At 35.7% G+C, this 9,562-nt stretch carries 11 protein-coding genes and 1 tRNA gene; 8 read left to right on the top strand and 4 right to left on the bottom strand.

The window, feature by feature from the left end; genetic code table 11:
* Nucleotides 1–1,137 precede the first annotated feature (1,137 nt).
* Both ADA55_RS31455 and ADA55_RS27795 read left to right on the top strand, forming a co-directional pair.
* Nucleotides 1,138–1,221 (top strand): IS3 family transposase, encoded by an 84-nt coding sequence (locus tag ADA55_RS31455; protein ID WP_082168095.1) that lies wholly within the window; start codon nucleotides 1,138–1,140, stop codon nucleotides 1,219–1,221.
* Nucleotides 1,222–1,480: 259 nt separating this feature from the next.
* A complete protein-coding gene (locus ADA55_RS27795) occupies nucleotides 1,481–2,617 on the top strand; it encodes a site-2 protease family protein (RefSeq protein ID WP_053087429.1) in 1,137 nt (378 codons plus the stop codon).
* A gap of 630 nt (nucleotides 2,618–3,247) precedes the next feature.
* Here the strand turns inward: ADA55_RS27795 and ADA55_RS18585 are convergent.
* Nucleotides 3,248–3,664, bottom strand: coding sequence for a hypothetical protein (locus ADA55_RS18585; RefSeq protein WP_048686592.1), 417 nt, complete (start codon nucleotides 3,662–3,664; stop codon nucleotides 3,248–3,250).
* 431 nt (nucleotides 3,665–4,095) lie between these two features.
* Nucleotides 4,096–4,167 (bottom strand) — tRNA-Val (locus ADA55_RS18580).
* 1,091 nt (nucleotides 4,168–5,258) lie between these two features.
* Between ADA55_RS18580 and ADA55_RS18575 the strand changes: the two genes are divergently transcribed.
* Nucleotides 5,259–5,480 carry a hypothetical protein gene (locus ADA55_RS18575; RefSeq protein WP_034314444.1) on the top strand — a complete coding sequence of 74 codons (222 nt, stop codon included), beginning with the start codon at nucleotides 5,259–5,261 and terminating at the stop codon, nucleotides 5,478–5,480.
* 17 nt (nucleotides 5,481–5,497) lie between these two features.
* Here ADA55_RS18575 and ADA55_RS18570 read toward each other — a convergent pair whose 3' ends face one another.
* A complete protein-coding gene (locus ADA55_RS18570) occupies nucleotides 5,498–6,055 on the bottom strand; it encodes a phosphatidylglycerophosphatase A (RefSeq protein ID WP_034314446.1) in 558 nt (185 codons plus the stop codon).
* Nucleotides 6,056–6,245: 190 nt separating this feature from the next.
* Here ADA55_RS18570 and ADA55_RS18565 point away from each other — a divergent pair, with 190 nt between their 5' ends.
* From ADA55_RS18565 to ADA55_RS18545, 5 genes are all read left to right on the top strand, one after another.
* Nucleotides 6,246–6,968, top strand: a complete 723-nt coding sequence (locus ADA55_RS18565; protein ID WP_048686590.1) for an alpha/beta hydrolase — start codon at nucleotides 6,246–6,248, stop codon at nucleotides 6,966–6,968.
* A gap of 89 nt (nucleotides 6,969–7,057) precedes the next feature.
* The gene (locus ADA55_RS18560) at nucleotides 7,058–7,573 is read left to right on the top strand and encodes a YjcG family protein (RefSeq protein ID WP_048686587.1); all 516 of its coding nucleotides are present in this window, start codon (nucleotides 7,058–7,060) and stop codon (nucleotides 7,571–7,573) included.
* Nucleotides 7,545–8,006, top strand: a complete 462-nt coding sequence (locus tag ADA55_RS18555; RefSeq protein ID WP_207117672.1) for a GNAT family N-acetyltransferase — start codon at nucleotides 7,545–7,547, stop codon at nucleotides 8,004–8,006. The genes ADA55_RS18560 and ADA55_RS18555 overlap by 29 nt, the downstream gene beginning before the upstream one ends.
* A gap of 158 nt (nucleotides 8,007–8,164) precedes the next feature.
* Nucleotides 8,165–8,428 (top strand): hypothetical protein, encoded by a 264-nt coding sequence (locus tag ADA55_RS18550; protein WP_048686585.1) that lies wholly within the window; start codon nucleotides 8,165–8,167, stop codon nucleotides 8,426–8,428.
* Between the two features lie 233 nt (nucleotides 8,429–8,661).
* On the top strand, nucleotides 8,662–9,150 hold the full coding sequence (locus tag ADA55_RS18545; protein WP_034314455.1) for a spore coat protein: 489 nt from the start codon (nucleotides 8,662–8,664) through the stop codon (nucleotides 9,148–9,150).
* 54 nt (nucleotides 9,151–9,204) lie between these two features.
* Here ADA55_RS18545 and ADA55_RS18540 read toward each other — a convergent pair whose 3' ends face one another.
* Nucleotides 9,205–9,477, bottom strand: a complete 273-nt coding sequence (locus tag ADA55_RS18540; RefSeq protein WP_048686581.1) for a hypothetical protein — start codon at nucleotides 9,475–9,477, stop codon at nucleotides 9,205–9,207.
* Nucleotides 9,478–9,562 lie beyond the last annotated feature (85 nt).

Raw genomic sequence — 9,562 nt, 5'->3', positions numbered from 1 at the left:
CGTGTTTCTTTTGACAACACTGACAGTCATCGTGTTTCTTTTGACAACACTGACAGTCATCGTGTTTCTTTTGACAACATTGACAGTCCGGTTGCTTTTGATCACATTTCTTATTTATTTCACATTGTAATACCTTTGTAGACACCACATAGACTGGATTATAATTTTTAATTTTAATCACCTTTTTCTTTATTTATTTTCGAGATATTTTATTCATAAACAGAAAAACTGTTTGTACAATATGGTACAAAAGTAAAAATAAGTCTAATCAAAAACAACAAAAATCCACTAGTTTTATACGTTTTAAGAAGTTGATTGTTTTGAACAAAAGAGTTGTGGATTTCTCAATGACCTTTTACTGTAACCTGTATATAACCATTTTAGATATAGGGCGAGTGAAATCAATATGGGTAAGATTAATTAGGATTCTTAAAAAGTTGGAAGAAAACGTTTGAACAATATGGGGGGATGGCTTCTAGAGAACGACGCGGGAAAGGTAGAACAAGAAGACCAAATCCAAAGAGTATTCACAAGAAGATCAGTTAAAAAAAGAGGCAGAATTTAAATTCCAAAAAAGCTAGAAAAACCCGTAAGGCAGCTTTGAAGAAGAAGAGAACATAACAACGAGTAATAAAATTTATGCTAATTGAACAAATTATTCGTCATAAAACTTTATCAATATGGTCGTTTTTTTGTGAAATAGCCGAAGTCCGTCGCTGTGGATATCATGCTTGGATACTCGCTGAAGAATTCGTTTTACTCACGAGAAGAAAGATTGGCAGGATTATGATCTAATTCAGGAAATATTTAAGACCAATATGAAAAAAGCAGGTGCACTCACCATCAAAATGTTTTTATAGAATAAGTACTTTGTCACGTTGAACCATAAAAAGATTCGGAGGTACATGCACAAATTCAATCGAAGGCCACATTTCATCAAGCGAAACCCCAATAGACCAAGGCGTTCATTATACCCGTCCTGAGTTCCAGCGCCGAGTATAAGAACTAAGGCTGAAACATTCATGTCCCGAAAGGTGGAACTGCCGGGACAATGCCCCTATGGAATCATTCTTTGGCCATTTTAAAGATGAAGTGGATTATATGAAGTGTCAATCATTTGATTAGTTACACCCATTAATTGAAGAGTATTTGGAAGATTACAATAAAAATCGTTACCAATGGATCCTAAAAAGAATGACACCCTCACAATACGCAAGTTAGTTATTAACTGCTTAAATTATAGGACTTTTTTTAAGACTGTCCATTTTGAAGGGCTGTGATAGGTACACTCTATCTTAATTAAAAAAAATGTAATATTTGAAAGTTTATATTATAGAAAAATATTACTAATATGACAAGAAATGTATTATCTAATACGATATAATAAGGATATTAGCAAGATGATAAATCAAGAAGGAGCTCAGATAGACTTAGTGTCACTGGGGTCATCTGTTTTCCCATTTACTCTAGGAGGTACATTTTGAAAGAGTCTATATCGAAAAAAGGATGGTTAAGTTTGGGGGCCATCGGGTTATTTTTCCTGGGGAAAATGAAATGGTTGTTTGCGCTATTGAAAATAGCAAAAGTAGGTTCCCTGATTTCTATTTTCGTTTCATTAAGTGCGTATGCCTTGGTTTACGGTTGGAAATTTGCCGTAGCCCTAGTCTATCTAATTTACATCCATGAAATGGGGCATTTACTTGCTGCAAAGAGAAAAGGCATCAAAACATCCAATGCCATTTTCATCCCTTTTGTCGGAGCATTAATTGCCCTTAAAGAAGAACCCAAGAATGCTAACCAAGAAGCTTATCTTGCCTTCGGTGGTCCTTTATTAGGTACATTAGCATTTCTACCAGCCATCCCCCTATTTATGATGACGGAAAATCCATTTTGGCTTTTAGTTATTACACTTGGAGCCATGATTAACCTATTTAATCTAATGCCTGTGCATCCTCTTGATGGAGGACGTATAGTGGGAGTCATCTCCACAAAGCTTTGGGTAGTAGGGATTATCGGGATGGTTGTATATTTATTTCTCCATCCAAATCCATTCTTAATTCTTTTCTTATTATTGGGTATTTCTAAGTGGTGGAAAGAAATTCGTAGCGAGACAACCAGAAATCAAAGAGACATCATCATTGAATTGAATCAATTTGGATTAAGGCAACTAGAACAATATGCAGCTGCAACAGATGAAGAAAAAATTCGCCTGGTTAATATTTGGAATATGGAATCAAGCCAACAATATGAAAAGTTTAACAACATGAAGAGTTGGCATATCCCGCTATTTGATGATAATAAGCTAAAAGAAAAAAAGCTGACCGAGGTAAAATTTAATATTTATAGATCCTTAATGGATGCTGCTAATTCGAATGAATACCAGAACGGACCGACTGATTTTGAAAATATAGGCACGTATGAACGAATAGCAGCAACCTTTTTTAAAGAAGTGCAAGAACAAACTGAAATTAGGGATAAAGAGAAATCCTATTACTCATCGAATCTCAAAACAAAAGTCATCTGGTTCTCATTATATATTGGGCTTGCCATTTTCTTAATGATAACAAGCTTATATGCAGGTGATTCAATGGAACAATATAAAACTTCATTACCGTAATACATTATGGAAGGGGACCTCATTTATGAGTGTCCCCTTTCACTTTCCATTTATTTAGGCTTTTGAAACATTAATGTTGATTATACTCTCTTTTATTACACCCTATAGTACTAAAGTCCCTGTTAATCGAAGAAAGATCATAAGTATTATCAAAAACTTAAACACCAAATATCTCAGTTCCTAAAATCAAATATACAAAAGTAAATATTAATTAAACCGAAATTACAATGATAACACTAAGCATCCAAATCTATGCCTATAACATTGACGGTATCTGTTAATACCATCATATATAGCAAAAAATTGTTCTCGATTAAATTGCTTCAAGTTTGGTTGGATAAAAACATCGTAATTTTAATCTGGTGTATCTAATTTACTTCCAAAGTTCAGTCCAGTGTATTTCTTTTGTCAAGTAATCGATATCTCTTAAAAATCGAGCACGAATTTTGAACTTGATTGTCTATTTGTTTATTCATCAATCTTTCTAAGACAACTTCTCTTTCTCTGGGTCTTGTCTTATTGGATATCAGTTTAATTTCTCACTCAAAAGTCAGCTCCAGAGAGATTCCCTAAGAAGGCTTCTTTTTCTTGTTTTAGTTTAAAGTCGGGTCTCCATTTTCTTAGAGTACATTAATTTATTAGCATTTTATCCAATTCACGAACTTTATCATATGACTCCAATAGTTGTTCAGGTATTAATGTTCTCCCATAATCCCAAGCATTAGTTTCTATTTCAGATTTTAGCTTTTCTTTTTCTTCTTCGTGACCATACATTAAAATCTTTAAATCATGTTTGTTTTTCTTAAAATCTAAATAATAACCAATCATACGATAAAGAATAATTTTAACAAAGTCTTCCTCTGTCTCTTTAATTCTAATTTTCCCTTTATAACCGTTAACTTGAAGGTAATTGAATTTTATAGTATTGGTCGATACGTTATAACTCATAGGTGCACTTAGATTATTGTCAAATTCATAAATAATATCCAAATTGTGCTCATTTAATGTGTTATTAATTATCTTTTCGATATCGCTTATATAAAGCATTTAACAATCACTTCCCTTTTAAAGACTTACTAAATTATAGTAGTAGGTTAAATTCTTCATCCTTTATCAATATAATAAACTGTTGAGGTATTAAAATCACACATTTAAAAATTCCCGTGCATGGTATTTGGTAGTGAGTAATCCAACACATTATAGTAAAGTGAGTTTACCGAAGAATATGATTATGTACCTTTTAAAGAAAAGCCAAAAATACGGTCTTCTTTTTAACCTCCATCGTTAGCTGCATAAGCAAAAAGCTATACCTACAGTTCCTTGAAATATTAATCATTACAAATAATTGACCTGTATTAGGTTTAATGCTACTCTATCCGCCCCCAATTGAGTAAATAATACATAATGAACTATATCTTTAAAAACAAAAAAAGACCCAAATCCTTGTGATATCAAGGATTTGAGCCTTTGTTAGTTGATGACCTGTGAGGGATTCGAACCCACGACCCCTTCCCTGTCAAGGAAGTGCTCTCCCACTGAGCTAACAAGTCGTATGTAAATCAATCTCTTTAGAGTTTGGTTTAAACCTTACTTAGTTGCTGACTTCTTGTCTGAACAAGATTTATTATATAGTGGTATTCAAAATAAAACAAGTAGTTTTGCTAAAAAAGTTTTTTTCCGTAAAGTGTGGTCTTAGGGGTTAATCCCTGAAAGTTCGATCTGACCCCAAAAATTTCTCGGAATAGAATCCACCTCACCTTTTTCAAGGAGAATCCAAGGCTCCTAATCATACGTTTACTCAACTTTAATTAACAAATATGATGTCCATTTACTTAATCTAAGACTAAAGTTGAAAGATCTTTACATTGGAGAAGGGAATCTAGCAGCCTGAAAGTTTGTTAAAAATGCTTCTGCTAAAATTTCTCCGTTTGCATCTGCGCTAAATAATACTTGCACCCGATCTCCTGCTTGTAACTGAAGGATTGTAGTAACCGATAGTCCAATAGGTCTTGATTTCTCCAAGAAGTCATTAACAATATATAAATCATCCCATTTATGACTATTGAAATGGATGCGACATATCCTTCTTTTGAAGAATGCTTTTTTCTGCAATAATCACATTTACAATTATCTTTTTTGTTTTTTGAGGAATCATCGCTTTTACTTTTTGACGGGAGAAACGAGACTTTTGCTGTTATCTCATAAATTCCATTTTAATTATAATCACCTTTTTCTTTTTTTATTTTCGGGTTATTTTATTCATTAAAAGAAAAGATGTTTGTACATATGTTACAAATTTGAAAATAAATCTAACTCAAACAGCAAAAATCCACTGGATTATATATCTTATTAAGAAGGTGGTCGTTAACAATAAGGAAGGGATTTTTGTGGATATAATCGGGGAAACAGATTCTTTATTCTCAATCTGAAAATGAGGTGAGGTATAATCGCACTTCAGTTTTGGTTGATGTTTTTTGTTTTTTTGTTAAAAAGTCTACATATTTTATTAAAAAAGTTATAATTTCATCTTCTTCCATTTACCCTCAAAACAAAACAGAACCAAGGTTCCCTTTTCACTTGCATACAAAACGTATGTTCGCATATAATGTTAGCAAGCAAGTCAGCAAAGGAGTGACTGGGAATGAAATATATACTTCGTAAACATATGGAAGAAAATGCTCCATTAGAAATAATTTATCTCTCCGAACAAGGTAAGATTACGCAACGGAAAATCCAGGTGCTTGAAATTTATCCAGGCCATATTCACGCATTCTGTTTTCTAAGGCAGACAAAACGGACATTTAAAGTAGCCAATATCCTTTCTGCCCGCCTTATTAAGGCCAGGTTTTACAGGTCTGGCTGAAGATTGCTCTTCAAAGTTCAACCTATTAACTCTTCTTCTTCCTGGATGTCCTTTTCCTGTTCAGTTAACGATTCCTCTTCATCTCTCAGACGATGAGCTAACCTTGAGGCGGCACTCGCGGCAATGCTTGCAACGATATCATCCAGGAAGGTATGCACGATTCCTTCTTGCTTCTTATCAAGTTCGTGTATGACGCCTATTTTATTTTTATCCAAATGGCCAAAGGTCGTTACAGCAATGCTTCCGTAACCGAGTACAGCACCAAAGGCAATCGTTTCATCCACTCCGAATAGCCCTTCATCTGATTCAACAATCGATTGCAGGGGTTCTGATAGCTTTTTTTGCTCTGCCAGTTTATCCAGCTCCACACCGACTAAAATGGCATGTTGAATTTCCCTTTTCAACAGGACACGCTCAACGCTGTGGATGCATTCCTCCAGCTTAAGATCAGCTTTGTACGGGAACTGCAATTCATAAACGATTTTTGCAATTGCCTCCACACTGACACCACGCTCCAATAATGTTCGTTTAGCCGCCTTTGTCACTTCCCTGCTGTGCACGTGTACATCTGCCATTTTATTCGCCACCTTTTTTTGTATTATTTTTCTATATCCTTGTATTATAGCACCTTATAATTTAAATTTTTAGAAAATATAACGAAAATTTTATATTCCAAATTCTTGTCGCGGGAAAAAGTTGCAAGGCTATGCTAAAATAATCAAGTAAGTTGTTTTTCATTATTAATTATCATTGAGGTGCGGGAGAATGAGTTTACGCAAAGGCACAATTAAAGAGTACATGTTTAAAAGCGAAGCTTTAGCAGAAGAATTGGAATTGCTTGTCTACTTGCCTGCTAATTATTCGCCATTGTATAAATATTCGCTTGTGATTGCTCAGGATGGCCGTGATTATTTTCAAATGGGCCGAATCGGTCGGGTAGCAGATGAACTGTTAGGGAATGATGAGATCGAGAATATCATCATTGTCGGAATTCCTTATAAAGACCGCTTTGACCGCAGGGGCAAATATCATCCGGACGGGGAACAGCACATTGCATACATACGTTTTCTTGCCCATGAACTAGTCCCGTTTTTAGATGATGAATTCCCAACCTATCAAATGGGACATGGTCGAACTTTGATCGGTGACTCTCTAGGCGGTACAGTTTCTTTATTGGCCGCTTTGCAGTATCCGCATACATTCGGGAAATGCATCATGCAGTCCCCGCTTGCCAATGAAGCAGTAATGGATGCTGTACGTAATTTTGAGGATCCGCATCTCCTCGAACTTTACCATGTGATCGGGACGGGTGAAACAGATGTACCGACGACGGATGGCAATAAGGCAAACTTCATAGAACCAAATAGGGAATTGCATAAATTAATAAACCAAAAAGGATTTCCTTGCTTCTATGAAGAATTTGAAGGTAATCATACCTGGAAATACTGGCAGGCAGATTTGAAACGAGCACTATTGGAAATGTTCTAATTACTCGAAGTCATCTGTTTGGGATGGTTTCAAGAAAAAAAACATGTCCAACTATAATACAACAATAAAAATATCAGGAGGTTTTATTTATGAAATATGGTGTTGCAATTTTCCCTTCAAAAAAACTTCAAGATTTAGCTAACTCCTATCGCAAACGGTATGATACGAAATATGCTTTCATACCACCGCATCTAACGCTTAAACCAACGTTCGAAGCGACGGATATGGAAATTTCAACAATCGCGGAACAATTAAAAGTCATTGCTCAAAAGTGCAGGCCTTTTACGATGAGCGTAACCAAAACGAAGTCTTTCCAACCCGTAAGCAATACTATTTATTTCAAAGTAGAATTATCCGAAGGGCTTCAAGAGCTGCATGATGCACTTAACAATGAGGATTTCATAAAAAGTGAAAGTGAACATGCATTTGTCCCGCATATTACGATCGCTCAAGATTTATCCGATAATGAGCATTCTGATGTTTTAGGCCAATTAAGCATGCTTGACATCAGCCATGAAGAAGAGGTGAAACGAGTTCACTTGCTGTATCAACTTGAAGACGGGGCATGGACCGTTTATGAAACATTTAGATTGGGAGCTGAATGATTTCGTGTTTGTAAAAATCGCAGAGAACAGCCAAGAGCTTGAAAACGCATATATGATTCGAAGAAAAGTGTTCGTCCAAGAACAAAACGTCCCTCTTGAAGAAGAGATCGATGAATATGAAAAAGAGTCCACACATTTCGTTTTATATGATGAGCAGCATCAGCCAATCGGTGCCGGCCGCTTCAGGGTCATTGACAACATCGGTAAAGTACAGCGCATTTGTGTACTATCTTCGGGCCGTAAGAATGGTGCCGGCGCCATGATCATGAATGCTATTGAGGAATACGCAATCCAGCAGGAAGTTCCTCAATTAAATCTTGATTCCCAAGTGCATGCCATCCCTTTTTATTCAAAATTAGGTTATGAGATCGTTTCCGACGAATTCATGGATGCTGGCATTCCTCATAAAACGATGAAGAAAACCATTTTATGATATAAAAAGCTGTCCTTTCAGTCTTCTGATTGGACAGCTTTTTTTGTTCGTTCATGGACTTAAATTATCGTTTTATGAAAAAAAACATTTCCGTTCAATGGCAATCTCATCAAAAATACATAGTCTATATATAGAAAGCAAGAAGGAGGGAAAATTTTATGGGTAACAATGATTTTAACCTGGATGAGTCTCAAAAAAGACTGATGGAGCTGCTGGTTTCGAGGACTTTGAGAAAACATGGTTTCAAAAAGGAAAAGGTCGATCTAACTGAAAAAGAGAGAAACAACCTTAAAGAAACCGTTCGTTATTTACAAGAGCAATCACTAAAAATCATAAACCAAGAAAAGAACATCACGGAACATGATGTTAATCCAGTTACCAATTCCATTCACAACAAATTCACGGATTCCAAAGATAAATGACGCACCATATCACCTAATCACCTTACTTGCTGGCGAGAAATAAGTAAACCGAGACATAGCAGCACTTACATTTCATTCCTAAAGCTCCAGCTTCTTTATTATTCATCCCCCACACACTAATACTTTCTCTAAGTATTTAAAAAATAGACGAATGAACTGATTTATTCGTCCAACCCGATTAACCATCAAAGCATATTTTAATAGGGAATAAAACCTAAGGAGGAAAAAACAACATGAACCAAAATGTATATCGTAGCAATTGTAACACACATGATGACTCTGAAAGGTCATGGTCGGCTCTAGATTCCGCTTCCAGACATCCCCTTTCAGGATTTTGTAACGACGATGACACAAAGATTGACCAAGATGCAAGACAGGATAATAATCAAGTTCAGCTTTCTGAAGAACTTATTTACATTAAAGATTCTTGTAATGTAAATATCACTTCAACGGATGTTAAAGCGGCCCTCTCACTACAAGCTGCTCTACAAGCTGCAATTGCGGTCATCGTAAGCATTTCCGTTGCAGATGCTGATAATGCTGAAAAGATCACTCAACAATTAATCCAATCTTCTAATGTTAAACAAATCACGCGCCAAAAAACGATTGTTGAAAACAGCCGTGATATCGACATTACAACAACTGATGCACAAATCGCTCTTAACATCCAACTTTTATTGCAACTATTGTTAGCCCTAATCGTGGAAATAGACATTCTTTAAGAAATCAACACAAAAAGGACACTTCACGTGTCCTCTTTTGTCTTTCTGGAGGAACTAGACAATTTCGTTGATGAACCTGCCTTTTCCTGTCATTCCAGGCGTTAAATCTTTCCTGACGCTCCTGCCCATTTCATGTTGATATGTGCCTGCTCCATATGTACTTACCCGATCATTATCTTGAATTTGATTTAATCCCTCAACGCTTTCCCTTTCCCTTTCCAACACCTGATTAAAACGGATGGGTATTCTAACTTTCCCTGCAACTTCGACCGTCCGGTTGGCATATTGAATATAATCAAATTGTGTGACAGGTGCTATGTATCCCATAGTAACCCCTCTTTATATTGAAATAGTTATGTTGTCATTTAATTACCCTGCCTGAACAATATTTAAACATGATTTCCATATTCTT

The organism is Bacillus sp. 220_BSPC (assembly GCF_001054655.1).
GTDB classification, from domain to species: Bacteria; Bacillota; Bacilli; order Bacillales; family DSM-1321; genus Peribacillus; species Peribacillus frigoritolerans.
The sequence above is the reverse complement of the archived record's forward strand: the minus strand, read 5'-3'. Positions and strand labels throughout refer to the sequence as shown.